This is a genomic window from Marinobacter segnicrescens (assembly GCF_900111555.1).
Lineage (GTDB): Bacteria > Pseudomonadota > Gammaproteobacteria > Pseudomonadales > Oleiphilaceae > Marinobacter > Marinobacter segnicrescens.
In genome coordinates this window covers 13,017-38,339 of sequence record NZ_FOHZ01000009.1, presented here as the reverse complement: position 1 = coordinate 38,339, position 25,323 = coordinate 13,017, and the positions used below count along the sequence as shown (strand labels likewise).

Annotated in this window: 23 protein-coding genes; 17 read left to right on the top strand and 6 right to left on the bottom strand. The window is 60.4% G+C overall.

Annotation, left to right across the window (positions count from 1 at the left end):
- Positions 1-281: 281 nt before the first annotated feature.
- Both BM036_RS10585 and BM036_RS10580 read left to right on the top strand, forming a co-directional pair.
- Positions 282-818 carry a DUF6795 domain-containing protein gene (locus tag BM036_RS10585; protein WP_245742572.1) on the top strand — a complete coding sequence of 179 codons (537 nt, stop codon included), beginning with the start codon at positions 282-284 and terminating at the stop codon, positions 816-818.
- A 2-nt stretch (positions 819-820) separates the two neighbouring features.
- A complete protein-coding gene (locus tag BM036_RS10580) occupies positions 821-1,990 on the top strand; it encodes a lipase family protein (protein ID WP_091851557.1) in 1,170 nt (389 codons plus the stop codon).
- 45 nt (positions 1,991-2,035) lie between these two features.
- Here BM036_RS10580 and BM036_RS10575 read toward each other — a convergent pair whose 3' ends face one another.
- Entirely contained in the window at positions 2,036-2,947 is a 912-nt protein-coding gene (locus BM036_RS10575; protein ID WP_091851554.1) for a LysR family transcriptional regulator, read from the bottom strand.
- A 145-nt stretch (positions 2,948-3,092) separates the two neighbouring features.
- Here BM036_RS10575 and BM036_RS10570 point away from each other — a divergent pair, with 145 nt between their 5' ends.
- From BM036_RS10570 to BM036_RS10530, 9 genes are all read left to right on the top strand, one after another.
- On the top strand, positions 3,093-4,598 hold the full coding sequence (locus BM036_RS10570) for a CoA-acylating methylmalonate-semialdehyde dehydrogenase (protein ID WP_091851551.1): 1,506 nt from the start codon (positions 3,093-3,095) through the stop codon (positions 4,596-4,598).
- 16 nt (positions 4,599-4,614) lie between these two features.
- A complete protein-coding gene (locus BM036_RS10565) occupies positions 4,615-5,388 on the top strand; it encodes an enoyl-CoA hydratase (protein WP_091851548.1) in 774 nt (257 codons plus the stop codon).
- A 42-nt stretch (positions 5,389-5,430) separates the two neighbouring features.
- Positions 5,431-6,324 (top strand): 3-hydroxyisobutyrate dehydrogenase, encoded by an 894-nt coding sequence (mmsB, locus tag BM036_RS10560; RefSeq protein ID WP_091851545.1) that lies wholly within the window; start codon positions 5,431-5,433, stop codon positions 6,322-6,324.
- Positions 6,321-7,373 carry an enoyl-CoA hydratase/isomerase family protein gene (locus tag BM036_RS10555; protein ID WP_091851542.1) on the top strand — a complete coding sequence of 351 codons (1,053 nt, stop codon included), beginning with the start codon at positions 6,321-6,323 and terminating at the stop codon, positions 7,371-7,373. The genes mmsB and BM036_RS10555 overlap by 4 nt, the downstream gene beginning before the upstream one ends.
- A gap of 68 nt (positions 7,374-7,441) precedes the next feature.
- Entirely contained in the window at positions 7,442-8,590 is a 1,149-nt protein-coding gene (locus BM036_RS10550; RefSeq protein WP_091851539.1) for an acyl-CoA dehydrogenase, read from the top strand.
- A 193-nt stretch (positions 8,591-8,783) separates the two neighbouring features.
- Positions 8,784-9,599, top strand: coding sequence for an enoyl-CoA hydratase/isomerase family protein (locus tag BM036_RS10545; RefSeq protein WP_091851536.1), 816 nt, complete (start codon positions 8,784-8,786; stop codon positions 9,597-9,599).
- The gene (locus BM036_RS10540; protein WP_091851533.1) at positions 9,596-10,483 is read left to right on the top strand and encodes an SDR family oxidoreductase; all 888 of its coding nucleotides are present in this window, start codon (positions 9,596-9,598) and stop codon (positions 10,481-10,483) included. The genes BM036_RS10545 and BM036_RS10540 overlap by 4 nt, the downstream gene beginning before the upstream one ends.
- 29 nt (positions 10,484-10,512) lie before the next feature.
- On the top strand, positions 10,513-11,337 hold the full coding sequence (locus tag BM036_RS10535; protein WP_091851529.1) for a crotonase/enoyl-CoA hydratase family protein: 825 nt from the start codon (positions 10,513-10,515) through the stop codon (positions 11,335-11,337).
- Positions 11,338-11,627: 290 nt separating this feature from the next.
- On the top strand, positions 11,628-12,443 hold the full coding sequence (locus tag BM036_RS10530; RefSeq protein WP_091851525.1) for a hypothetical protein: 816 nt from the start codon (positions 11,628-11,630) through the stop codon (positions 12,441-12,443).
- Between the two features lie 249 nt (positions 12,444-12,692).
- On the opposite strand, the gene BM036_RS10525 is transcribed toward BM036_RS10530, so the two are convergent.
- The 5 genes from BM036_RS10525 to BM036_RS10505 all read right to left on the bottom strand — a co-directional run bounded on the left by BM036_RS10525 (position 12,693) and on the right by BM036_RS10505 (position 18,088).
- Entirely contained in the window at positions 12,693-13,871 is a 1,179-nt protein-coding gene (locus tag BM036_RS10525; RefSeq protein WP_245742585.1) for an acetyl-CoA C-acyltransferase, read from the bottom strand.
- The gene (locus tag BM036_RS10520) at positions 13,862-14,395 is read right to left on the bottom strand and encodes a TRAP transporter small permease (RefSeq protein ID WP_091851522.1); all 534 of its coding nucleotides are present in this window, start codon (positions 14,393-14,395) and stop codon (positions 13,862-13,864) included. The genes BM036_RS10525 and BM036_RS10520 overlap by 10 nt, the downstream gene beginning before the upstream one ends.
- Positions 14,396-14,404: 9 nt before the next feature.
- Positions 14,405-15,718 (bottom strand): TRAP transporter large permease, encoded by a 1,314-nt coding sequence (locus BM036_RS10515; protein WP_091851519.1) that lies wholly within the window; start codon positions 15,716-15,718, stop codon positions 14,405-14,407.
- Between the two features lie 72 nt (positions 15,719-15,790).
- Positions 15,791-16,888, bottom strand: a complete 1,098-nt coding sequence (locus tag BM036_RS10510) for a type 2 periplasmic-binding domain-containing protein (protein ID WP_091851516.1) — start codon at positions 16,886-16,888, stop codon at positions 15,791-15,793.
- Between the two features lie 126 nt (positions 16,889-17,014).
- Entirely contained in the window at positions 17,015-18,088 is a 1,074-nt protein-coding gene (locus BM036_RS10505; protein ID WP_218144803.1) for a phosphotransferase family protein, read from the bottom strand.
- Positions 18,089-18,447: 359 nt separating this feature from the next.
- Between BM036_RS10505 and BM036_RS10500 the strand changes: the two genes are divergently transcribed.
- From BM036_RS10500 to BM036_RS10475, 6 genes are read left to right on the top strand one after another with little or no spacing between them, the layout of a single operon-like run.
- Complete coding sequence (locus BM036_RS10500; protein WP_091851513.1) at positions 18,448-19,260, top strand: ABC transporter ATP-binding protein; 813 nt, start codon at positions 18,448-18,450, stop codon at positions 19,258-19,260.
- Complete coding sequence (locus tag BM036_RS10495; protein WP_091851510.1) at positions 19,260-20,138, top strand: branched-chain amino acid ABC transporter permease; 879 nt, start codon at positions 19,260-19,262, stop codon at positions 20,136-20,138. Before BM036_RS10500 ends, BM036_RS10495 begins: the two co-directional genes overlap by 1 nt.
- A gap of 1 nt (position 20,139) precedes the next feature.
- A complete protein-coding gene (locus BM036_RS10490; RefSeq protein ID WP_091851507.1) occupies positions 20,140-21,183 on the top strand; it encodes a branched-chain amino acid ABC transporter permease in 1,044 nt (347 codons plus the stop codon).
- Positions 21,184-21,243: 60 nt separating this feature from the next.
- Entirely contained in the window at positions 21,244-22,452 is a 1,209-nt protein-coding gene (locus tag BM036_RS10485) for an ABC transporter substrate-binding protein (RefSeq protein ID WP_091851504.1), read from the top strand.
- Positions 22,453-22,459: 7 nt separating this feature from the next.
- A complete protein-coding gene (locus tag BM036_RS10480) occupies positions 22,460-23,269 on the top strand; it encodes an ABC transporter ATP-binding protein (RefSeq protein WP_091851502.1) in 810 nt (269 codons plus the stop codon).
- On the top strand, positions 23,266-25,068 hold the full coding sequence (locus BM036_RS10475; RefSeq protein WP_091851498.1) for an AMP-dependent synthetase/ligase: 1,803 nt from the start codon (positions 23,266-23,268) through the stop codon (positions 25,066-25,068). Before BM036_RS10480 ends, BM036_RS10475 begins: the two co-directional genes overlap by 4 nt.
- Positions 25,069-25,323 lie beyond the last annotated feature (255 nt).

Below are 25,323 nucleotides of genomic sequence, written 5' to 3'. Positions count from 1 at the left end.
GCTCAGCGATCCGGGCCTGAAAAAACAGCCTCCGCACGTCGCTGGACTGTACGAGTCTAGGGAAATCCATCAGACCCTGCCATGACAGACAGGACAGAATTTGTGACCTGGTGCCATTGACCCCGGGTCCCCACGGCGGGATGATTTTGTCAGGACGGAATTCGGCTATTCAGGGAAGAAGCAATCTGGCCGGCGGCGCTCAACACGGCGTCCGTACCCTTTGTGATCTTACTTCCCTGTAAATGCCCTCCTTCCTGAAACCCACCCGACCGGGAGTTGATATGACGTCCGTTGGTCGTTTTCTGGTGTTGTCTGTTGTCGGCTTGTTTCTGGTGAGCAGCGAGGTTAGCGCGGGGATGTTTGGATTTGGGAAGAAAACAGAGGTTCATCTTTCGCCTGAGGTGAAGGGGTCGATTACTCGGAACGGTGAACCAGTGCCGGGGGCAGAGGTCTATCGCACGCTCGACTACGACAAAGAGTACTTCGAGCAAACCTTCACTGACAAAGAGGGACGATTCGGGTTTCCAGAAACGAATGTTCGCTCCGGTCTCCCCAGTAAGCTCATGGATGAAACTCGTGTCCGCCAGGTTATAGGGGCGGTCGTTGATGGGAAAAAATACCTGCTTTGGTACCACACGCCTGGAGGTATTAACGAGCGGACCGCAGTCACAAGGAGGTTACGTAACCTCCACTGTGATCTTACTACACCCGAAAAGGAGCTATTGTTCCGAAATCTTGAAAAACCTGACTTTCCGCATGCTGCGTTCAGTATTTGTCGCTGGAACGACGGTCTGGAAATGGATGAACTAGAGGATTAAAAATGAAGCCAGTATCACCAAGGATGGCCTCTGAATTTGCAGAGCTGGTATACCAAGTCCGGCAGCCTAATGTGCGAGGAGACTATCGTCTTGAAACGAGAGGACTTTCCCTTTCGCGGTCATTCGATATCAACCTGTCAACAGGGCCGGTAGTCGGCCAAAGTGGCGGGATATTCGGTTTCTTTCAGCGAGCTTCCGGATTCGCAATGGTTGCGGATGGCAAGCATGAGTACGAAGGACACCATGTAATTGCAGTTCGGGGAACAAAAACCACGCATGACTGGCTAACCAATGGCAATGTTGGACTTTCGCCAAGTACGGGCGGGGCGCTGGTCCACGCTGGCTTTAACGAGACCTTTGAAAGTATGAAACCCGGGCTGGAAGCATTGCTGACGCCCCGTTTGAGCCGCGGCACTGTGGCTGGCATTCACTGCATCGGCCACAGTCTGGGAGGCGCGTTGGCGTCGCTTGTGTCTGACTGGGTTCACAAGCGTTACCGCCGCGATGCCAACCTGTATACCTTTGGCGCGCCCCGGGTGGGAATGAAAGGGTTCGCCACCAAATCCAGCTTTGAGGTTAATAAACTGTATCGCTGTACGCATGGTGCCGATCCCGTGCCGGCGGTACCTCTCTGGCCCTTCATGCATGCGCCGGTCAACGGGATCGAATACCGGCTCGACCGAAGTGATGGCCTGAGCCCCTCGGCCCATGGCATGGGTGAAGATGATATCCCTGGCTATCGCAATACCGCCAAAAAAGGTAATTGGGACCAACTCCATCAGAATTCCATGGAGTACCTCAACAATCCGGTCAGGTTGGATTATAAAAGGCGCCACGAGGCCCACTTCTCCACATACTGGGCTGAAAGACTCTCGTCGGCTCTTGTGACGCTGCTGAAAGATGCCGGCTACTATTCGGCTGTGCTCGCCCAGGCGGCCATTAGCACGTCTTTAACCTTCTATGATCTCCTTGCTCATACCCTGGAAGACATTGCAAAAGCCTCGAAAAAATTTGCCGAGCAAACCCGCGGCCTGCTCGGGCACATGCTGGCCTTTGCCAGGGTGGCGGTAACGACAGTGGTTGACCTGAGCTTCCAGTTCATACGTTGGGTGTTTGACCGGACAGCAGGGGCGTTATACGACGCTGTGAGGCAGGCGGTCGAGCGCACGTGAGGGCACGTCTGATTGACGGCGGCCTTGTGATTCCTTTAACGGCCGTTATAAGGGCGCAGTTGGGGCGGGGGTGGCCATCAGCCGCCCCCGATTCTCCTCCGCCCGTTCCCGCAGAAAATCCCAGGTTACCCGCATCCGCGCAATATGCCGTAGCTCTTCCGGCATCAGCATCCAGAAGGTCCGGATAAAGCGGATCTGGTCCGGCAGGACCACCTGTAGCCTGTCGTCGATGTCGGCGGAAAAAGAGGGCAGTATGCCGATACCGGCGCCGGTGGCGATGGCTTCCTGCTGGGCCAGGACGCTGGTGCTGCGTATATTGACCTCGCCGGAACTGGCAATCTCGTCCAGGAACAGCAACTCACGGCTGAACACCATGTCGTCCACATAACTGACGAATTTGTGCCTGCCGAGCTGGCTGCGATTGGTGATGGGACCGTGCGCTTCCAGGTAGTCCCTGCTGGCGTACAGCCTCAGCACATAGTCGGTGAGCTTGGTGACAATAAAGGGGCCGCGCTCCGGTCGCTCCAGGGTGATAACGATGTCTGCCTCGTGGCGTGACAGGCGCAGGGCCCGGGGCATGGCCAGCAGGTCAAGGTGCAGGTGGGGGTAGCGGCGGGTAAGGTGGCCCAGTTCCCGTCCCAGCATGATGGTGCCGTAGCCCTCGGTGGCGCCGATGCGCACCTGGCCAGATAGCTGCTCGTCCGCTTCGGGCAGGCTCTGTTCGATGCGGACGCTGGCGCTCTCCATCTGCTCCACCTGTGGAAGCAGCCTCCGGCCCGCTTCGGTGAGGCTGTAGCCGGTCTGCTCACGGATGAACAGGGTCATGCCCAGGCTCTTTTCCAGGGCGTGGATGCGCCGTGACACGGTGGTGTGGTCCACACCCATGCGCCTGGCGGCCGCCGTCAACTTGCCGGCACGGCTCAGTTCCAGGAAGAACTTCAGGTTATCCCAGTCCATAAGCGCTCCGATCTGGTGGTTTAATAGACGGCTTGTGCATATTTGCAGAACAGGGTTGCACCGAGCGCCATTGTAGCTAATAAAAATGCACTGCTACTATCCGGTAATCACACATCAACACAAGAAAAACACCGGAGAGATCCCCATGAGTACACAGGTACCCACCGTCAAGCTGCTGATTGACGGCGAATTTGTCGAATCAAAGACCACCGAATGGCGGGACGTGACCAATCCAGCCACCCAGGAAGTGCTGGCGAAGGTTCCCTTTGCGACGGCCGATGAGCTGGAAGCAGCAGTCAGTGCCGCCCGGGAAGCCTTCAAGACCTGGCGCAAGACCTCCCTTGGCGCTCGTTCCCGTATCTTCCTCAAGTACCAGCAACTGATCCGTGAGAACATGAAAGAGCTGGCGGCCATTCTCACCGCCGAGCAGGGCAAGACCCTGCCGGATGCGGAAGGCGACGTGTTCCGGGGCCTGGAAGTGGTGGAGCATGCGGCCAGTGTGGGCACCCTGCAGATGGGTGAGTACGCCAACAATGTGGCTGGCGATGTGGACACCTACACCCTGCGCCAGCCCATTGGGGTCTGTGCCGGTATTACCCCCTTTAATTTCCCGGCCATGATTCCCCTGTGGATGTTCCCCATGGCGATTGCTACCGGCAACACCTTCGTACTCAAGCCCTCCGAGCGTGATCCCATGGTGACCATGCGCCTGGTGGAACTGGCGGTCGAAGCGGGTGTTCCCAAGGGCGTGCTGAACGTGGTCCACGGTGGGCCGGATATGGTTAACGGTGTTTGTGATCATCCGGATATCAAGGCCGTGTCCTTCGTTGGCTCCACGCCTGTTGGTACCCATGTCTACAACCGTGCTTCCCAGGCGGGTAAGCGGGTGCAGTGCATGATGGGCGCCAAGAACCACGCCGTGGTGATGCCCGACGCCAACAAGGAACAGACCCTCAACGCGCTGGTAGGCTCCTGCTTTGGTGCCGCCGGGCAGCGCTGCATGGCCGTCACCGCCCTGGTACTGGTGGGCGAGGCCCGCAACTGGTTGCCGGAGCTGGCCCGTCGGGCCGAGAAGCTGAACGTGAACGCAGGCACCGAAGAGGGTACTGATGTAGGCCCGCTGATCACGCCCCAGGCGCTGGAACGGGTGAAAGGCCTGGTCCAGCAGGGTGTCAGCGAAGGCGCCAAGCTGGTTCTCGATGGCCGTGATCCGAACGTACGGGGCTACGAGAAGGGCAACTTTATCGGGCCAACCATCTTCTCAGGCGTTACCCCTGAAATGACCATCTACAAGGAAGAAATCTTCGGTCCGGTATTGTGCGTGCTGGAGGCGGAAACCCTGGATGAGGCCATTGACCTGGTCAACGCCAACCCCAATGGCAACGGTACCGCTATCTTCACCCGCTCCGGCGCTGCGGCCCATCGCTTCCAGGAGCATATCGATGTGGGTCAGGTCGGCATCAACGTGCCCATTCCGGTGCCCGTGCCCTACTTCTCCTTCACCGGTTCCCGGGGTTCCAAGCTGGGCGACCTGGGCCCCTATGGCAAGCAGGTCGTGCAGTTCTACACCCAGACCAAGACCGTGACCTCCCGCTGGTTCGACGAAGACGAGCAGGTCGGTTCTGTGAACACCACCATCAACCTGCGATAAGGCAAGGAGATACGACGTGGCATACGAAACGATTCTCACCGAGGTAAAAGGCCGGGTTGGTGTCATCACCCTGAACCGCCCCAAGGCCCTGAACGCCCTGAACAGCCAGCTGATCGAGGAGCTGAACCTCGCGCTGGACGATTACGAGCGCAACCCGGATATCGGCTGCATCGTGCTGACCGGTTCCGAGAAGGCCTTTGCCGCCGGTGCTGACATCAAGGAGATGTCGGTGCTGGAATATCCCCAGATCTACCTGGATGACTTCTTTGCCCAGGCGGATCGTATTGGCCAGCGGCGCAAGCCACTGATTGCTGCGGTGGCAGGCTATGCCCTGGGTGGCGGCTGTGAGCTGGCGCTGATGTGCGACTTTATCTATGCCGGCGATAACGCCCGCTTTGGTCAGCCGGAGATTAACCTGGGCGTGCTGCCGGGCATCGGCGGTACCCAACGCCTGACCCGGGCCCTGGGCAAGGCCAAGGCCATGGAGATGTGCCTCACCGGTCGCCAGATGGATGCGAAGGAAGCGGAAACCGCTGGCCTGGTCGCCCAGGTGTTCCCGGTGGGCCAGCTGCTGGAGGAAACCCTGAAGGCTGCCAACACCATTGCCGAGAAATCCCTGCCCAGCACCATGATGACCAAGGAAGCGATCAACCGGGTGTTCGAAACCAGCCTGGCGGAAGGTGTGCGCTTCGAACGGCGGATCTTCCACGCCATCTTTGCGACCCACGACCAGAAGGAAGGCATGAACGCCTTCGTGGAGAAGCGCAAGCCGGACTTCAAACACCAATAGGCCAGCAACGCCCCGCACAAGAACAACATTGGAGGCACAACCATGAAAATCGGATTCATCGGCCTGGGCAATATGGGTGCGCCCATGGCCAGCAACCTGCTGAAGGCGGGTCACGAACTGACGGTATTTGATCTGATGCAGGACGCTGTCGACAAGGCAGTGTCCGAAGGCGCTACCGCCGCGGCTGACATCCCCACCGTGGCCCGCAGCGGCGCCGAGCTGATTATCACCATGCTGCCGGCGGCCCGCCATGTGAAAGGGGTTTACCTGGACGAAGACGGGCTGCTGGCCCATGTTCCCAAAGGTGTTCACCTGATCGACAGCTCTACCATTGACCCCATGACCGCACGGGACGTTGCCGCAAAGGCGGCTGCCCAGGGCAACCCCATGCTGGATGCACCGGTCTCCGGTGGCACCGGTGGCGCCCAGGCGGGCACCTTGACATTCATGGTGGGCGGCGAGGACCAGGAGTTTGCCTTCGCCCGACCGGTGCTGGAAAACATGGGCAGGAACATTGTCCATTGTGGCGCCGCCGGTAACGGACAGGTGGCCAAGATGGCCAACAACATGCTGCTGGGCATCTCCATGATCGGCGCAGCCGAGGCCATGAGCCTGGGCGTATCCATGGGTATGGACCCGGAAGTGCTGGCGGGGGTCATCAACACCTCAAGCGGCCGCTGCTGGAGCACTGATACCTATAACCCCTACCCGGGAGTGATCGAAACCGCACCGTCCAACCGTGGCTATACCGGTGGTTTTGGTATGGATCTGATGATCAAGGATCTGGGGCTGGCCACCGAGGCGGCCAAGGCCACCGGCCAGCCGGTGGTGATGGGCGGCCTGGCGCAGCAACTATACCAGTCCATGAGTTTTGAAGGGCATGGCCACCTGGACTTCTCGGCCATCATCAAGCGATACATGAAGGATGAGGAATGAGTGACAACCAGCCAGAAGTGATTGTCGAGGTTCGGGGTCGTTACGGCTACCTGACCCTGAACCGGCCCAAGGGCCTGAATGCCCTGACCCTGGGCATGGTGCAGGCGATACACCGGCAGCTGGACAGCTGGGCCGGTGACGATGCCGTCGAGGCGGTGGTGTTTCTCGGTGCCGGCGACAAGGCATTCTGCGCCGGCGGCGATATCCGGGCGCTGTACGACAGCTACCAGTCCGGCGACACCCTGCACCGTGTGTTCTTCGAGGAGGAATACTCCCTCGACCAGGCCATCCACCAGTATCCCAAACCGGTGCTGTCCGTCATGAACGGGATCGTTATGGGCGGTGGCATGGGTGTGGCGCAGGGCGCCAGCCTGCGTATCGTCAGTGATCGGGCGAAGCTGGCCATGCCCGAGACAGGCATCGGCTACTTCCCGGACGTGGGAGCGACCTATTTTCTGGGGCGGCTGCCTGGCCGGCTCGGGGAGTACCTGGCGGTCACCGGAACGCAGCTTAACGCTGCCGATGCGATCTACGCCGGACTTGCGGATCTCTACATACCGGAAGGCGCGCTGGAAAACCTGGGCAGCGCCCTGGCCGGCGCGGTTGCTGGCAGTGATGAGGCTGTGAAAGCCGGCTTGGGCGACCTGCAGGGTGACCCCGGTAAATCCCGGCTGGCCACGTTGCAACCCGCTATCGATGAACACTTTGCCAAAGCCGACCTCAAGGCGGTGCGTGACTCCCTTCGCCAGGAGCAGCGCCCGGAGTTTGCCGACTGGGCCAGGGACACCCTGAAAGCTATCGAAGGACGCTCACCCATCGGTATGGCCGTGGCCCTGGAGCTGGTGCGTCGCGGTCGGGACCTGTCCCTGCCACAGGCGTTCGAACTGGAGCTCGCGCTGGATTACCTCTGGTTCGACAAGGGCGATATTGTCGAGGGTATCCGTGCCCTGATCGTCGACAAGGACAAGTCGCCGCAATGGCGTGTGCCCAGCATCGACGACCTGAAACCGGAGCAGGTTTCCGTCTTTTTCGACGAGGTCAGAGGCTGACGTTTGTGACAGTGTCTGGTTACATCTGACCACTGACCATTGCAGAGTACAAAAAAGAGAACACCACCATGCAGGATATCGAATTCAACGAAGACCAGCGGATGATCCGCGACATGGCCCGCCAGTTTGCCCAGAGTGAACTGGCCCCGCGGGCGGCGGAGTGGGACAAGTCCGGTTACATTGACGACGCCGTGATTCGGCAGATGGGCGAACTTGGCCTGCTGGGCATGGTCGTGCCGGAAGAGTGGGGCGGCAGCTTCGTGGATTATGTGGCTTATTCCCTGGCTGTAGAGGAAGTGGCGGCGGGCTGCTGTGCCACCAGTACCCTGATGAGTGTCCACAATTCCGTAGGTTGTGCCCCGGTGCTCAACTATGGAACCGAGGAGCAGAAAAAACAGTGGCTGCCGTCCCTGGCCAGTGGTGAGACCATCGGCTGCTTCTGCCTGACTGAGCCCCAGGCCGGTTCCGAAGCCCATGCCCTGAAGACCCGGGCCGAGCTGAAGGACGGTGAATGGGTGCTGAACGGTGCCAAGCAGTTCATCACCAATGGCAAGCGGGCTGGTCTTGCCGTGGTCTTCGCGGTGACCGACCCGGATCAGGGCAAGCGAGGCCTGTCTGCCTTCCTGGTGCCCACCGACAGCCCCGGCTTTAAAGTGGACCGGATGGAGCACAAGCTGGGTATTCGTGGCTCTGATACCTGCGCCATTACCCTGGACGACTGCCGTATTCCCGAGGCGAACCTCCTGGGACAGCGGGGCAAGGGCCTGTCCATTGCCCTGTCCAATCTGGAAGGGGGGCGTATCGGTATTGCGGCCCAGGCAGTGGGCGTGGCCCGCGCCGCCTTCGAAGCGGCCCTGAAATACGCCCGTGAGCGGCAGCAGTTCGGTGTACCACTGACCGAGCACCAGAGCATCGCCAACATGCTGGCGGATATGCACACGCGCCTTAATGCAGCCCGGTTGCTGGTGGTCCACGCTGCCCGCCTCAAAACCGCCGGCCAGCCCTGCCTGTCGGAAGCCTCCCAGGCCAAGCTGTTTGCCAGCGAACTGGCCGAAGAGGTTTGCTCCCACGCCATTCAGATTCACGGTGGCTATGGGTACCTGGAAGACTACACCGTCGAGCGGCTGTACCGGGATGCCCGCATCACCCAGATCTACGAAGGCACCAGTGAGGTGCAACGCCTGCTGATTGCCCGGGAACTCAAGAACCTGCTCTGACCGCAAGTGTCCCGTCGGGACACTAGTCGTCCAGCCTCATGGATGAGGCGGTTTTCCTGCCTTTTTCATCCTGACATGACGGTTCGTCTGTTCCGACGATGTATAAGCATGCTCACCAAATGATCATGACATAACTGTCCTTTTACCCGTTGCCTGCCCTGTGTTGCAGCACCCGTTGGCGAGGAACCCGACCATGTCTGATCTACCCCCATCCCTGAAAATCGAAGAGTCCGGCGGCGTCGCCCGGCTGACCCTGGCGCGGCCAGATGCCCTGAATGCACTGGATCGTCCTCTGATTCAGGCGTTGCGAAGCTATTTCAATGAACTCTATTACCGCCGTGATATCCGGGTGGTGGTAATGGCAGCGGAAGGCCGGGCCTTCTGCGCCGGGCTGGACCTCAAGGAACAGGCCCAGACGCCTATTAACCCGAGGGTCGGCGGTGCGCTGGATGAGCAGCGGGCCGTGCGGGACATCATGGTGGCCATGCGCCGCTGCCCGCAGCCGATCATCAGCATTGTCCAGGGTTCCGCCAGTGGTGGTGGCTTTGCCATCGCCCTGGCCAGCGATATTCGTCTGCTGACGCCCGATGCCCGCATGAACGCGGCATTTATCAAGCTGGGCCTCAGTGGCTGTGATGTGGGCGTGAGCTACTTCCTGCCCCGCATGGTGGGGGCCTCCGTTGCTGCCGAATACCTGCTGACCGGCCGATTTATTGACGCGGAGCGGGCCAGGGAGCTGGGTCTTACCAGCCTGGTGGCCCCCCTGGAGCAGCTCCATGACCACGCTGAAGGTTTGGTCGCCGACATGCTGCGGGCCACCCCCCTGGGGCTGAGGCTGACCAAGGAGGCCCTGGGGCTGGCAATCGATGCCCAGAGCCTGGAGGCCGTCGTCGCCCTGGAAGACCGCAACCAGATCTTGTGTATCCAGGACGATGACTTCCGTGAGGGTGTGAGTGCCTTCCTCGAGAAACGTGAACCCCGATATTCCGCTGACGGAGAACAATCATGAAAGCAGAAGAACTGATGTACCGCGAAGGCCTCCTGAACGGGGAGCGTATCCTGGTGACCGGTGGTGGCACTGGTCTGGGCAAGGAAATGGCGGAGGCCTGCCTGATCCTGGGGGCGCACGTTTATATCTGCGGCCGTCGTGGCAGCGTGCTGGAAGAAACCGCCAACGAGCTGATGGGTCGGCACGGTGGCAAGGTGACTCCCATTCCCTGTGATATCCGCAGTCCCGAGGCCATTGATGACATGGTCCAGCAGATCTGGGATGACGGCGGGGCACTGACCGGCCTGGTCAACAATGCGGCCGGCAACTTCGTCAGCCGTACCGAGGACCTTTCCCACCGGGCCTTTGACGCCGTCGCCAATATCGTATTCCGGGGCAGCTTCCTGGTCACCCAGAGCTGCGGCAAGCGCTGGCTGGCGGAGGGCAAGCCGGCGTCGGTGGTGTCCATTGTCACCACCTGGGTCTGGAACGGCTCACCGTTTGTGGTGCCTTCGGCGATGTCCAAGGCCGGCATTAATGCCATGACCCAGTCACTTGCGGTAGAGTGGGGCAACCGGGGCATCCGCCTGAATGCCATCGCTCCGGGCCTGTTCCCCACCGAGGGCATGAGCAAGCGGCTGGGGCCGCTGGGCAAGATGGACCTGGGCGACAGCCCCATGGGCCGGCCTGGCCGCTATCCCGAACTGGCCAACCTCGCCGTGTTCCTGCTGGGGCCGGGCGCCGAATACGTGAACGGTCAGACCATTGCAATCGATGGTGGCCAGTACCAGGCCGACGGTGCCAATTTCTCAGCCCTGTCGGCATGGGGCGATGACGAGTGGCGCCGGGCCCGGGAAGCCATTACCGAAGTCAACAACCAGGACAAGGCCAAGCGCTCTACCTGAGCCGGCCTGCTGTTATTGAGGAACTCACTATGTCCGAAACCGTACAGGTCATTCGTACCGAATACGAAGGTGTGGTGGAGGTTCGCCTGAACCGCCCTGACAAGATGAACGCGCTGGACACCGGCATGTTCACAAACCTGGCCAACGTTGGTGAGGAACTGAAGAAGGATCCCACCCTGCGGGCGGTGGTGATCAGCGGTGAAGGTCGTTGTTTCTGTGCCGGCCTGGATATGGGGAATTTCTCGAAAATGGCCGAGGGTGGTGGTGCCGGTGTGGGCGGCAATGGCCTTGAGCCACGCACCCACGGTGACTCCAACCTGGCCCAGTACGTGGCCATGGTGTGGCGGGAGTTGCCGGTGCCGGTGATTGCGGCCGTGCACGGTGTCTGCTTCGGTGGCGGGCTGCAGATCGCCCTGGGGGCAGATGTACGCTTCGCCACCCCGGACTCCCAGTGGGCCGTCATGGAAATCAAATGGGGCCTGGTGCCGGATATGGGCGGCATGGTGTTGCTCAATGAGCTGGTACGCGCCGATGTGTTCCGGGAACTGTGCTATACCGGCCGTGTGTTGAGTGGCCAGGAGGCCGGCGAGCTGGGTATGGTGACCCATATCGGTGGTAATCCCAGGGAAGAAGCCCTGGCCATGGCCCAGACCATCGCCGGCAAGAGCCCGGACGCCATCCGTGCCATGAAGCGTATGCTCAACAATGCCATCACACCGAAGGAACAGGCCGCTCGCATTCTGCTGGAGGAGTCCCGGGAGCAGGACCGGATCATCGGCAGCCCTAACCAGGTCGAGGCGGTCTACGCCAATCTGGAAAAGCGGGCACCGAAGTTTGCTGATCCGAAGCTATAATCATTGCCCTCGTCGCCCCCTGACTGACAGGATTAGCAAAGAGTACCCCCTCTCCCTCGATGGGAGAGGGTTGGGTAGAGGGTTGGGTAGAGGGTGGAGCGGCGAATCCCGGGGCGTCCCGGTAACCTCTTGATAACCTGCTGCCCAGGCGTACCGCCTCAGTCGCTCGAACTGTGCACTCGGTTCCTCAGCCAAGTTGACGAAATCAGCCAAAAGGGGTTTCATACCATCTCCGGACCAGGGAGTCTGGACGGAGTATCAAGGATTCAATCCACACAGGGACGACAGGGATGTTATATCAGGACCCCATCCGGATAGTGGGCCCGCTGGGCCGTATCTATTCCTTCACCCGGCATTACCACGGCGATGATTGCTTCGAAGGCCCCCGCCTGGCCTTCCACCATGACCGCGCCTACGCCCGCGACCATTTGCTACGCCTGAGCCGGTCAGTCACCGGCGACCCCTTCAATTACCGTCTGCTCGACGTCTGGCAACTGGTCTTCCAGAAGCCCTGGACCCGCCCGCGCAATCTCAGTGAACTGGTTTCCGACCTGACGGACAAGATCCATCGGGGTGAGCTGTTTGTTTATCTCGAGCCTAACCTGGAGCGGAATATTCCGAGTCTTTTAAAAGACGGTCCGCCAGAAGGGGAGGCGGAATTTTTGGATATCGGTGTCCTGAACGGACCGGGCCTCCCGATGGATCGACCCAGGGTCTCGGGCCCCGGGCCGGTCAACAGGCCCGGCACTTGGGGAGAGGACTACGCGAGTGGGCTAACGGACACCGTGTCGGCAATCTCATCGGACATTTCCGCCGAGCAGACCGAGCTATACCGGAACACCTCGGGGTGGGGCAACGTCATGTACCCCGTGTTCAAACCAGTGGAAAACTTCGGAAGCTTCATAGGTAACACCGTAGGCCTGGTGTCTGCGTTGTCGCCCAAGGGCATGAACCCGAAAGTCGCCGAGTACTGGCAGGGGATCGGCGAGAGTTTCCGAGCCCTGGGTAGCAAGGTGGTAGATGCGGTGGGCGGTGACGGCCGTGCTGCTGAGCGAAGCCTACCTCCAGGCCGGGGAACGCGCAGTAATCGACGAGTATATCCTTGATAATATTAACGCAATGGCTCCCGCGGAGTTGGTTCATGCATTTGCCATGCTCTCAGACTCAACGGTTGGTAACCGGGAAAGAATTATTCGGGATTTTACGCAATCTCCGAATACTGCTATCCGAGAAGCTGCGGCAAGTTATCTGAGTTAACTTCACGATGTCTTCCGGTCAGTTTCGGAAAACCGGTGCAAGACCTCCCGATCGCCGGGACGTCTTGCACCGCTGCAAAGCTCAGGGACAACGAAGGTTTAGATACGCTCCACCGCAATAGCCGTAGCCTCACCCCCACCAATACACAGTGACGCCACACCCCGCTTCAGATCATAGGTTTCCAGGGCGCCCAGCAAGGTCACGATAATACGCGCTCCGGATGCTCCCAATGGGTGACCCAGCGCGCAGGCGCCGCCGTGGACGTTGACCTTGTCGTGGGGAATGTCCAGTTCCTTCATGGCTGCAAGCGGAACCACCGCGAAGGCTTCGTTGATTTCAAACAGATCCACATCCGACACGTTCCAGCCGGTTTTTTCCATCAGTTGCCCAATGGCACCCACCGGTGCGGTGGTGAACCATTCCGGGGCCCGGGCGTGGCTGCTGTGACCGCGAATGGCGGCGAGTGGTTTCAGGCCCCGTCTCTCAGCTTCTGACTGCCTCATCAGCACCAGGGCGGCGCCACCATCGGAAATGGAGGAGGCGTTGGCCGCGGTTACCGTACCATCCTTGCGGAAAGCGGGTTTGAGTGTGGGGATTTTCTCGGGCCGGGCCTTGCCCGGTTGCTCGTCGGTGTCCACGGTGCCCCGGCCAGCATCCACGGCGACGATTTCGTTGCGGAAATGGCCTTTCTCGATGGCCTTCAGGGCCCGGTCCAGGGAGGCCAGGGCGTACTCGTCCTGCTGCTCCCGGGTGAAGCTGTAGTGGTCCGCGCAGGACTCGGCGAAGGTGCCCATCAGCCGGCCCTTTTCGTAGGCGTCTTCCAGGCCGTCGAAGAACATGTGGTCCAGCATCTCGGCGTGGCCCAGGCGCGCACCGTTGCGCATCTTCGGTACCAGGTAGGGAGCATTGGTCATGCTTTCCATACCGCCGGCGGCGATGATGTTGGCGCTGCCCACGGCAATCAGATCATGGGCCAGCATGGCCGCCTTCATGCCGGAGCCGCACACCTTGCTGATGGTGGTGCAGGGGGTGGACAGATCCAGCCCGGCGCCCAGGGCGGCCTGGCGTGCAGGGGCCTGGCCCAGGCCGGCAGGCAGCACGTTGCCCATCATGACTTCACTAACATCCTTGCTGCCCAGCGAGGAACGTTCAATGGCGGCCTTGAGTGCCATTGCGCCCAGGTCGGTGCCGGACAGGTTTTTCAGGTCGCCCTGAAAGCCCCCCATGGGGGTGCGGGCCATACTGGTAATTACAATCGGATCATTGCTCACGGTGATTCACCCTTGTCTTCCGTCTTCTGATTCAGTGTATCGCGGCCTGTCGCGGTAACCCAGAGCAGGCGGAACATCTCCAGCAGCATGAGCCCGAACGCCAGCGGCACCATAAGGATTACCGGCCATATGGGCCAGTGGGTCGAGCTGATCTGGAATTGCCGTCCGCTCTCTGCCGACTTCCAGGCGAACTCGGTGACGTACCACATCACCACCAGGAAAATGATGATCTCCACCAGCAGCACGAGGGACGCCAGAATGCGGTGAACGAGGGGCGGCAACTTGGCCTGCAACATATCGAACTTCGGGAACATGCCGTCCCGGTGGGCCAGGGGAATGGCCCAGAAAACCAGTAGCGGGAAGGCCACACGCTCAATCAGGTTATAACCGCCGGGTATCAGGTCTACGTTGAAAACGTAGCGCCCTAGAACGCTCAGCACGGTCATGATCATAATCGCGAACAGGCAGAAGCCGGCCCCGACCGAGGCCAGGCCACCTTCCAGTTTGCCGAGTCTTTGCCAGAATCCCATAAAACCTCCTTAGCGCATCTGTGCCGGTAGCCAGGTCACGACGGACGGGAACACCAGCAGCAAGGCCGTCACGATCACCCCTGCTGCCACGGCGAAGATGGTGGCGCCACGGAAAACCTGTGAGGCCGGGTGGTTGGCTGCACTGGCTGCCGCGAAACTGGCCAGGCCCACTGGTGGTGTTAGCAGGCCCAGGGCAATCATGGTCGAGGCACTGACCCCGAACCACAACAGGTCGATATTGGCAGCTTGCAGCAATGGCAGGATGATGGGAACCAGCAGCACGATAACGGCGGCGGACTCCAGGAACATGCCGGCAAGGAAGAAAACGGCCAGCAGAATCACTGCCACCAGGCCCGGGTTTGCCAGCACCGGTTCCATAACGGCAATCAGTTCATTTGGCAGTCGCGAGAAGGTGAGGAAGCGGGCGAAGATCTTGGCACCCAATACCAGCATCATCAGCGCGGCAGTTATCTTCACAGACTCGGACAGGGCCAGGAAGATATCCTGGCGGCTGACGCGGCGCATGGCGATCATGCCCACCATGGCCGTGAAGGCGCCAATGGCGCCGGCTTCGGCGACGGTAATGATGCCGCCGTAGATGCCGCCGAACACCACCACCATCAGGGTAACCACGAACAGGAATGCATTGCGGCTCTTGCGGCGGCTGTCCGCCGGCTCCGGCTCGTCGGGCACGGTGCCGTCTGCCTGGGCGTCGTGGCGGGTTTCGCCGAACACCTTCAGACATACCACGTAGATCAGAATGCACAGCACGGCGGGTCCGATGGCACCAATGAAAAGATGACCAATGGGTACCGACGTGAGTGAGCCATAGATAATCATGATCAGGCTCGGCGGAACGATGGCCGACAGCGATCCCGCAACGGCGGCGATACTCAGGGAAAATCGGCGGGTATAACCCAGTTTTTCCAGTTCCGGGGAGGCTACCGCGGCCAGTGAAGCAGAGCTGGCTGCGCCGGAACCGGACACGGCGCCAAGCAGCGACCCGGTAACAATGGTCGCGACGCCCAGGGGAAAGCGCCGATAACCGGACATGCGATGGCCGACCTGGAACAGATCATTAATGATGCCGCCTCGCAACAGCATCTGCGCCATTAACAGATACAGCGGGACGATCGAAAGGGAATAAATAGAGGCGGTGTAGAAGGTGTCGGGGCCTATGATACCCCCCAATGGGCCGGTGCCAATGTACAGGGCAATGCCGACAATGCCGGCCCCAAACAGCACGGTAGCAACGTTCTGACCCAGGGTCAGAAAGATGGCAAACCAGGCAATGACAATCCAGATAGCAGTCGTTGCAGACACAGCAAGTCACCCGCAGGGTTTGGGAAAAGGCGGTACGGCGATGGCCGGGCCATCACCGCACCCTTGACCAGGTCAGTTGAGTTGGAGGTATTCTGCAGCGCCTTCGGGGATCTTCCCGCCGCGCTCGATGATCAGCTCTGCCCACTGCCGGGCGGCTGCCTTGGCAGGGTGACCATTCCCCTCAAGCTGTTCGATCCAGCGGATCCAGGTCTGACTGGCTGCGTTGGACATATGGGCCTGCATGTCCTCGGAGAGCTCACTGACTTCCACGAAGGTGGTGCCGTCTGCGCTGGTGTTCTCACGAACGGTCACTTCCCGCTTGTCGATGTAGCGGGCGTTCTCCATGGCGACTTCCCTTGCAATGCGATCCCAGGTCTCGCGCTGTTCCTGGGTGAGCCCCTGCCAGGTTTCTTCGGTCATCGACAGATAACTTTCCCAGTGACCCATGGAAATGCCGGTGATGGCGTATTCAAGCAGGTCCTCAAAGGAATAGGACGGCCAGTCGGCCACTGACAGGATGGTGCCTTCCACTGTGTTCCGCGACAGCGCCTCATAGGAGTCGGCGCTGGTCATGGTAACCGGTGTTGCGCCCAGCTCTTCCAGCAGGATGGTATGCAGCGGGGAGCCGGCGCGGATGGGCAGTCCCTTGATGTCGGAAGGCTCTTTCAGTTCGATACCGGTGGTGGCCAGTGAGTAGGCGGAAGTGGCACCTACCGGCCAGCCCCGGATGCCTTTATCACCCAGTTCATATTCATAGAAGGACTTGCCGTCTTTCAGTTCCTGGTCGGAGTCCATCAGCTCCAGCAGTGCATCGGTGACCAGCTCTGATGTGGTTTCCAGTGTGGGCAGTTGCGTTACATCGGACAGCGGGAAGCGGCCTTCATGGTAGGGCGCCAGCAGCGGGGCGGCTACGTGGATAATGCCGTCCTGCAGGCCGCCCAGTTCCTGGCCGGGTGTTACCAGTGAGCCGGAGTAATAGGCTTCGAAGTCAATGCCGATATCGGCTGCCTCAATCGCCTCCATGAACGGGTCCATGTGCTCACCGGCCCAGAAATGCTGCTGGCCGATACCCGATGAAATTCGCAGGGTTTCGGCACTGGCTGCGCCAGCCAGTGCCACTGAGCCGGCGAGCAGGCCGGCGGCGGTTATTCTGACAAGATTGCTGCTCATTACGATCCTCCTGTGACCCCGGTCAGGACCACCTGCTGTTGCGTGTTGTATTTGTTGTGTGCGGCTTCCGTGCTTCCCCGGCCGTTCGGGCCGGGGGCAAGTGACTCCGTTAAAACAGGTACAGCGTCAGCTCGACAGGCGATCGCCTGACAATAACTCTGCGCCCCGGCGGCCCAGGGCAACGGCGAGGGCGCCAACAGTGGCGGCATTCTCCGAGGCGGCGTTACCGGACTCGGCGCGCTTGGCGATGCCCTGGAAGATCACGGCCCAGCGGAACAGGGCGAAGGCATGGTGGAAGGTGGTCAGCCCGTTACTGAATCCGGCCGCCGCCAGGTAGGTCTCTTCAAATTGCTGGCGTTCGGGAATGCCCAGGGCTTTCAAGTCGGCGCCCATCAGGCCGCCGTACTCTTCCGGTGTGATGTGCCACATGGCGGTAGCATGGGCCAGGTCCGCCAGCGGGTGGCCCAGGGTGGACAGCTCCCAGTCAAGAACGCCGACGATTCGCGGCTCGCTGGGATGCAGCATCAGGTTGCCGATGCGGTAGTCGCCGTGCACCAGGGTGGAGGTTTCATCACCGTCGTCGTTTTCCGCCAGCCATTTTGCGAGCTGGTCTATCTCCGGGATTTCCCGGGTCTTGGACAGTTCCCACTGCTTGGTCCAGCGGTGGATCTGGCGGGTGAAGAAGGGTCCGGTGCGGCCGTAATCCTCCAGGCCCTTTTCAGCCAGGTTCACCCGGTGCAGGTTGGCCAGCACCTGGGCCTTGTGTTTGTAGATGGCGGACCGTGCTTCCGGCGTGTGATCGGGCAGGGTGCTTTCATGGAACACCTGACCATCCAGGCGCTCCATCAGGTAGAAGGGGGCGCCCAGCACAGACTTGTCCTGTTCCAGTCGCACCATCTCGGGCACCGGTACCCCGGAGCCGGCCAGGGCATCCATGATGCGGTATTCCCGGTCTACCCGGTGGGCGCCGGGCAGCAATTCGCCGTTGGGTGCCTTGCGCAGAACCAGTCTGCGCTCACCAACCGTCACGAAATAGGTGGGGTTGGACTGGCCGCCGGAGATGGGTGTGATCTCGACCTGTCCGGCGTCCAGATTGGCCATGCCCGGGACCTGGTTGTTCAGGTAGTCAACCAGGGCCCCTGGCTCGAAATCGGTTTTGCGGTCAGACTGGCTGGCTTGCGTGTTACTGCGGTCACTCATTGGCAAGGCCCTTGTGGTACGGGTGTCGGCGCTTCTCCCCGGCCCGGGTGCAAAGGGCTGCGGGGAACGCTGGCGACGGCGGATGATTGTTTTCTGGGGTTGGGTCGACAATAGGCCACCCTGTGTGCCCCCCAATCGTCGCAATAGACGATTTTGTCCTTCTCTCTTATGCGCTTCAGTTCCGGGATCGACTTCTCAACGCCACTATCTGAAATATCGTCGGAATGGACGATTTCTTCCATGTAACGCCCCCGCAATCTACCGGAAAGATAAAAACAACAACGATAGGCCCGCTCCTGGTATTGGTCCGCCCGGTTGAACAACCGGAAGGTGGATGCGGGTCAGTACATGGAGGCATTGTGAACATACTGGAAATCAGCCAGCTGTCGCTGTCTTTTGGAGGCGTGCATGCCCTGCAGGACGTCAGCTTCCACGTACCGAAAGACACCATCACGACCGTGATCGGTCCCAACGGTGCTGGCAAGACCTCGCTGTTCAACTGTATCTCCGGTTTCTACAAACCCCAGCAGGGTGAAATCCGTTACCAGGGTGCCCCCCTCAGGGGTATCAAACCCCCGAAGCGGGCGGCCCTCGGCCTGGCCCGTACCTTCCAGAATATTGCCCTGTTCCGGGGTATGACCGTGCTGGATAACATCAAGCTTGGCGCCCACGTCCATATGAAAACCGGCCTGTTGGGATCACTGGCTTATTATGGCCGCGCCCGCCGGGAGGAAATGGAAATCCGCGAAGAGGTGGAGCGGCGCATTATCGACTTCCTCGAGATTGACCATATCCGGCGCCAGCCAGTGGCCAGCCTGCCCTATGGCCTGCAGAAGCGCGTCGAACTGGCCCGGGCCCTGGCCATGCGGCCGAAGGTGCTCATGCTGGACGAGCCGGTCGCAGGCATGAACCGGGAAGAAAAAGAGGATATGGCGCGTTTTATCCTGGATATCCGGGAAGAGTGGGACGTTACCGTGCTGATGGTGGAGCACGACATGGGCATGGTGATGGATATCTCGGACCATATCGCCGTGCTGAACTTCGGCCAGGTCATCGCCGAAGGCAAGCCGCAAGACGTCCAGCAGAACCCGGACGTGATCAAGGCCTACTTGGGCAACAGCGACATTGATGACCTGCGCAAGCGGCTCAACCCGGACCGGGAGGCCGCCTGATGGACTGGCTGTTTTTCGGTGAGATCAGCCTGGCCGGCCTGGCCATGGGCGGGCTCTATGCCCTGATCGCCCTGGGGTTCGTTATCATTTACAAGGCGACGCGAGTCATCAACTTCGCCATCGGCGAAATCATGATGTTTGCTGCCTACCTGTTCCTGGCCTTTGCCGGTGGCATGGAAATATCCCCCTGGGTGGCGGTGCCACTGGCGGTCCTTGGCGGTGCGCTGCTCGGCGGTGTGATCGAGAAAACCATGATCCGGCCTATGCTGGGGGAGTCCCCGATTTCCGTGGTCATGGTCACCATCGGTATCGCCAGTATCCTGGTGGGGCTGGTGGAGCTGATCTGGACGGCCGATCCCCAGTTGCTGCCCTCCTTCCTGCCCCGTGAACCGGTGTTCATCGGCGAACTCTACCTGGCCCCCAAGATCGCCTATGGCTTCCTGATCGGCATGGCCATGTTGATCCTTTATTTGCTGTATTTCCGCTTCTCCCGGGGCGGCGTGGCGCTCCGGGCTACGGCCTCAGACCAGGCGGCGGCCTATTCCATGGGTATCAATGTGCGCCGGGTGTTCAACCTGGCCTGGGTATTTGGTTCCCTGGCGGCCTCCCTGGCAGGCATCCTGGTGGCGGCTACCGGGGGTCTGAGTCCGCAGTTCGGGATTATCGGCCTGAGTGTGCTGGTGGTGGTTATCGTCGGCGGTCTCGACAGCATCCTCGGCGCATTGATCGCCGGGGTGTTTATCGGCTGGCTGGAAACCGTGGCCGGCGCCTACCTGGGCGGGGAGTACCGCATGCCGGCGACCTTTGCGGTACTTGCGGTGATCCTGGTGTTCAAACCTTATGGCCTCTTCGGCACTCACGAGATAGAACGGGTATAAAATGCGCATCGGCGACGCCAAACAGACGTATCTGGCCGACGAGGCCATCTGGACGAGCAGTACCCAGAAAATCTGGTTTGCCCTTCTGCTGGCCGTATTATTGGCCTTCCCCTTCATGGCCAGTTCCTATCTGTTGTATCTGGGATGCCTGGTGGGCATCGCCGTCATCAGCACCACTGGCCTGAATATCCTGACCGGTTACACCGGGCTGATATCCCTTGGACAGGCGGGCTTTATGGGGGTGGGCGCCTATACCGTGGCCTGGCTTTCCCTGAATACCGGGTTGCCTTTCCCCGTCACCCTGCTGGCGGCCGGGCTGCTGGCGGCAGCGGTGGGCGTACTGGTGGGCCTGCCATCCCTGCGCGTGAAAGGTCTGTACCTGGCCATTGCCACCCTGGCGGCCAGTGTGTTCCTGCACTTTATCTTTGCCGAGTGGGAGCCGGTGACGGGCGGTATGGAAGGCCTTAGCCTGGAACCGGCCCATCTGTTCGGGCTGGAGTTTCGCAGTGACTTCGCCATGTACTTCATCATCGTGCCGCTGGCGGTCCTGGCGCTGTTCGGAGCAAAGAACCTGTTTCGCACCCGGGTCGGGCGGGCGTTTATTGCTATCCGTGACCGGGACATTTCGGCGGAAATCCTGGGTATCCCACTGCTCAAGTACAAGCTGATGTCCTTTGCCCTGAGTTCCTTCTATGCGGGCATCGCCGGTGGCCTGTTCGCCTATTTCTACCGGGTGGTGACCCCGGAGAGCTTCCCCTTGTCCATGTCGATTTTCTACCTCGCAGCGGTGATCGTCGGCGGTATGGGGAACTTGCTGGGGGGCGTACTGGGTGCGGCCTTCATGACCCTGGTACCGGAAGCACTGAAACTGCTGACGGCGGTGATGACCCCCATCTGGCCCAATGCGCCCGTGTTCATGTCGCCCATGCTGGAGATTATTTTCGGTGCCCTGATTGTAGGTTTCCTGATATTCGAGCCCCACGGGCTGGCGGAGATCTGGCGGCGCGTACGCCGGTTCTTCCACCTGTGGCCATTCCGTAGCTGAACACCGCTACGGCCATTACAGACCCGACAACACCAACAACAAGAAGCAAGGAGAAGACCCATGTTCAACCAACTGATGCAAAAGGGTCGCCGGCTGGCCGGTATTGGCAGCGTGGTGGCCGCTCTGGGACTGGCCGCACCGGTCATGGCCCAGGACAAGGACCCCATCGTATTCGGCGGCTCCATTCCGCTGTCCGGGGTGTTTGCCTTTGCCGGTATTCACCTCCACGCCGGCCTGACTGACTACACCAACTGGCTTAACGATCAAGGCGGTATCAACGGCCATCCGGTGGAGTATGTGATGGAAGACACGGCCTACGAGGTGGATCGTTCCGTGGCGGCCTTCAAGAAGATTTCCGGTAACGAGAACCTGGCCACCTACTATGGTGACAGCACCGGTTTCATGAAGGCCATTGCAGCCGAAGTGAACGAAATGAACTCCGTGCTTATGAGCGGTGCTTCGTTCGCCACGGCCCTGACCAACAACGAGCAATACCCCTATCAATTTATTCCGGGGCCCAACTACAGCCAGATGTTCGGCATTATCCTGGAGTACATTGCCAGCCAGGGTGAAGAGGGGGATATGCCCACCGTAGCGTTCGTCTACAGCGATACCGAGTTCGGCAAGGACCCCATTGAAAACGGCAAGGCCCGGGCCGCCGAGCTGGGCATCGAAGTAGTTGAGGAGATCGTCACCAAGCCCGGCAGTGTGGATGTCTCCGCCGAAGTGCTGAAGATGCGCCGCGCCCGCCCGGACTATGTGGTGTTCCACGGCTATGTGCTGTCGCCCATCAACGAGTTCATGGTGCAGATGCGCCAGATGGGCCTGGACACCCAGTTCATGGGTACTTTCTGGTCGTCTGACAAGCTGATCATCGACAAGATGGGTGAGGATGCCGACGGCTACATGGGTGTCATGCCCTACAACTACTACGACAGTGAAGAAGGCGGACCCATGCTGGATGCGCTTCGTGCCCAGGCCGAGAAGAGTGACCCCGAAGCGGGCTACCGTCCGACCGGTTACATGCAGGGCTGGTTCAATGCCATGGTCTGGACCGAGGTGGTCAAGCGCACCCTGGACGCCGGCAAGGAGCTGACCGGGGACAATATGGCGGAAGCCCTGGCCTCCATCAAGGACTGGGACACTGGCGGCATCATTGGTATCCCGGTGACTGTAAAGGATATGTCTTTCCCGGTTGGCCGTATCTGGCGAGTGAATGCCAGCGAAGGGCGTTACGAGCCGGTATCTGACTGGATTCACCTCGACTGAGGCTGCTATGGACGCCGTTCTGGAAGTCGACAATATCGAGGTGGTCTACAACAAGACGGTGCAGGTCCTCCGGGGCCTGTCCCTGAGGGTTCCCCGCGGTGCCATTGTGGCACTGCTGGGGTCCAACGGCGCTGGCAAGTCCACCACCCTGAAGAGTGTTTCCGGACTGCTGTCCCTCGAGGATGGTGAAGTCACAGCCGGGGACATTCGCTTTAACGGGCAGAGCCTGAAGGGCCGCCCCCCGGAGAAAATGGTGCGGGACGGGCTGTTCCACGTCATGGAAGGCCGGCGGGTGTTCGAGGACCTGACCGTGGAGGAAAACCTGGTGGCGGCCACCTACGCCCTGACCGGTCGTGGTCAGGGCGTAGGCGGGGGTCAGGAAATGGTCTACGACTATTTTCCCCGTCTGAAGGAACGCCGGCGGCAGCTGGCGGGTTACCTTTCCGGTGGTGAGCAGCAGATGCTCGCCCTGGGCAGGGCGCTGATTGCCCGGCCTGAACTCATCATGCTGGACGAGCCATCCCTGGGCCTGGCGCCCCTGCTGGTGGAGGAAATCTTCGAGATTGTCGCCCGTATCAACCGGGAGCAGGGCACGGCCATTCTGCTGGTAGAGCAAAACGCCGCAGTGTCACTGGCCATAGCCTCCTACGGTTACATCATGGAGAACGGCAAGATCGTAATTGATGGACCGGCCGACAAACTCACCGACAACGAGGATGTCAGGGAATTCTACCTGGGCGTTGGTGGCAAGGAAGGCGAAGCCCGCAGTTACCGGGATATCAAGCACTACAAGCGTCGCAAACGGTGGCTTTCATGACAGCGCCTGCACTACCTGAACTGACCCTGCCGCAGATGCTGCGGGAGCATGCTCGCCAGCGGCCCCATGACCTGGCCCTGCGCCAGAAAGATTTTGGTATCTGGCAGGCCATTGACTGGCAGACCTACTATCGCCGGGCCTGGCAGTTTGGCCTGGGGCTACGGTCACTGGGGCTCGAACCCGGTGGCCACGTAGCCATCATTTCCGAAAACCGTGAGGAATGGGTCATCGCCCAGATGGGCATAGGCCTGGTCCGGGGCATCTGTGTCGGGGTCTATCCCACCAGCCCCTGGAACGAAGTGGCCTATGTGCTGGAGCACAGCGATTCCACCATGGTGATCTGTGAGGACCAGGAACAGACCGACAAGATCCTGGAAGCCTGGTCCCAGCTGCCTCACCTGAAGCACAACATTGTTATCGACATGAAGGGTCTGCGCCACTATCCGGACCCTCCCACGTTCTTTGGGGATGTGGAGGCCATGGGCGCCGCCTACGAACGTGATCATCCGGGCATCGTCGACGAGCTGTTGGACGGCCAGCAAATGGATGAGACCGCGCTGATGATCTACACCTCGGGCTCTACCGGCCGGCCCAAGGGCGCCATGATTTCCTGGCGTAACCTGCATGCGGCCGCTCCGGGACTGATCGAGTTGCTGGATATCGGCGAACACGACACCAGCCTTTCCTACCTGCCCCTGTGCCATGTTGCGGAACAGGCCTTTACCAATATCGGGCCGCTGTACGTTGGCAGCACGGTGAGTTTCGGTGAGAGCCTGCGCACCGTGCAGGAGGACCTGCGGGAAATTGCGCCCACCTTCTTCCTGGGGGTGCCCCGGATCTGGGAAAAGCTGCACTCGTCCATCTATATCAAGATCCAGGAAACCGGTCGTCTGCGCCGGTCCCTGTTCAACCGGGCCATGGCCGCCTGCGCACCCCTGGCCACAAGGCCGAAAGCGCAGTGGAGCCTGTCAGACAAGGCCCGCTATGGCCTCTGGTACTGGCTGGTATTCCGGGCATTACAGAACTATGTGGGCCTGCGCCGCTGCCACATCGCCATGACCGGTGCCGCGCCCATATCTTCAGGTATCCTGGAGTTCTTCCGCACCATCGGCGTGCCGCTGGTGGAAGTCTATGGTCAGACGGAAAGTACCGGTGTAGCGACCGCCCAACCGGTTGACGATATCCAGCTGGGTACCGTAGGCAAGGCGGTGAAGGGCGTCGAGGTCAAGCTCGGCGACTTCAACGAGATCCTCCTGCGTGGCGACAGTATGTTCCAGGGTTACTACAAGAACGACGAAGCCACCGCGACGACCCTGAAGGATGGCTGGCTGCATACTGGCGATGTCGGGGAGTGGCAGGGTGAACACCTGCGCATCGTGGATCGCCTGAAGGACATCATGATCACCGCCGGGGGCAAGAACCTGTCACCCACGGAGATCGAAAACACCATCAAGGCGAGCCCCTATATCAAGGAGTGCATCGTCATTGGCGAGGCCCGCAAGTACGTGTCTGCGCTGATCCAGATCGACTTCGACACGGTGGCCAAGTGGGCCGAGCAGGAGCGGGTGGCCTACACGACTTTCCGCAGCTTGTCCGAGCATGAGCAGGTCAACGCGCTGATCCAGCAGGAAGTCAACAAGGGTAACGACAAGTTGCCCCAGGTTGCGCAAATCAAGCGCTTTTCACTGCTGACCAAGGAGCTGGACCACGATGATGACGAAGTGACGGCCACCATGAAGGTGCGGCGCAGCAAGATCTATGAGAAGTACACGGAGGTTATTGAGTCGCTGTATGCGTGAGGGAATCTGACCTTATTCGCTTGCCTGCTTCCCCCTCTCCCTGACCCTCTCCCGCCAGGGGAGAGGGTGAATTTCCTGCCAGCCTGCTCCATAAATACCGGATTCTGAATAGTCGTTTTGTCAGGTGATCACCGCTGTTCGGGGGGCTGTGGCCGGGGGGCTTTCGGAACAGCGCCAGGGAAGGCGCGGTGCAAGGGGGGCCAGGACGGCCCCTGAATTGCAGTGGAGAAAGCCCCCCGGCCGCAGACCGGACTC